This is a genomic window from Comamonas sp. A23 (genome assembly GCF_004522605.1).
GTDB lineage: Bacteria > Pseudomonadota > Gammaproteobacteria > Burkholderiales > Burkholderiaceae_C > Comamonas > Comamonas thiooxydans.
Genome location: NZ_RSDT01000043.1, coordinates 1 through 1012 on the forward strand (window position 1 = coordinate 1; position 1012 = coordinate 1012).

General features: G+C 62.6%; 2 pseudogenes. Both read left to right on the plus strand.

From position 1 onward, the window contains the following. Positions 1 to 798 (plus strand): annotated as a pseudogene (locus tag EIC84_RS26135) (hypothetical protein); the annotation flags it as partial. Further along, positions 795 to 1012, plus strand: a pseudogene (locus EIC84_RS25835) (hypothetical protein); the annotation flags it as partial. The pseudogenes EIC84_RS26135 and EIC84_RS25835, both read left to right, overlap by 4 nt.

Genomic DNA, 1012 nt, shown 5'->3' on the forward strand with positions numbered 1-1012 from the left:
AAGCTGCTGGCCTTTGAGGATCGCTGGCACTTTGTGGCCTTGCTGTGCCTCAAGGGCGAGGGGCTGCTGGACAAGGGCGATGCACCTGCGCTGCTGATGCGCAAGGTCGCCGTGAAGCTGGGCCTGGACGTGCGCAGTCTGGAAGAGGTGGCCCGCCGCCTGGCTGAGGTCGGTTTGATTGAGCAGGCCACCCTGCAGCCCTCCAAGTGGGCCACCCTGCAGATGCGCAGCGATACAGACAACACCGCAGCAGAGCGTAAACGCCGCCAGCGCCAGCGCAAAAAAGACGCTGTTTCAGAGGGAGAAGAGGGTGGTCACGATCAGGTCACTGATGAGTCACGCGTGACGGGTACGGATGTCACGCGTACAGATACAGATATAGATACAGATAAAGAAGAGACAGTTAACTATTCAAAGGCTGTAGGTGCTGCGGACCGTGACACTTCGCCTCCGGCTCAGCCAGAAGAGGCGAAGGGAAGGGGCAAGACTGCGACAGCGACAGGAACACGCCTGCCAGATGACTGGAGGCTGCCCAAGAGCTGGGGTGACTGGGCCATTGCCGAGCATGCCGGCTTGACCGAGGAAGAGGTGCGCCGCCAGGCCGCGATGTTTGCCGACCACTGGCGCGGCAAGGCTGGCAAGGACGGGCGCAAGGCCGACTGGGCTGCTACCTGGCGCAACTGGATCCGCCGATGCACCGAAATGCCCGCGGCCCGTCGTCCATCCATGGCGCCTGCCTCTGCAGCAGGTGGCAAGCACGCTGGCGCCATGGCCGCCATTCTCGGAGGTCTGCAATGAAATCCATTGGACAACTGGCCCATGCGGCCGCATCGCCCCGTCGTGGAGAGTCTCAGGCCGTGAGTGCTGGCGTGGCAAAGCTGTTCCTGCTGATGCAGGGCTCCTACGGCACCGCTTTCCTGAGCAAGTTCGGCTCCGGTGCTCTGGACGATGACGGGCAAGACATCGGCATGCTGGCTGCGCTCAAGGTCTGGGGTGCTGCGCTGCGCAAATA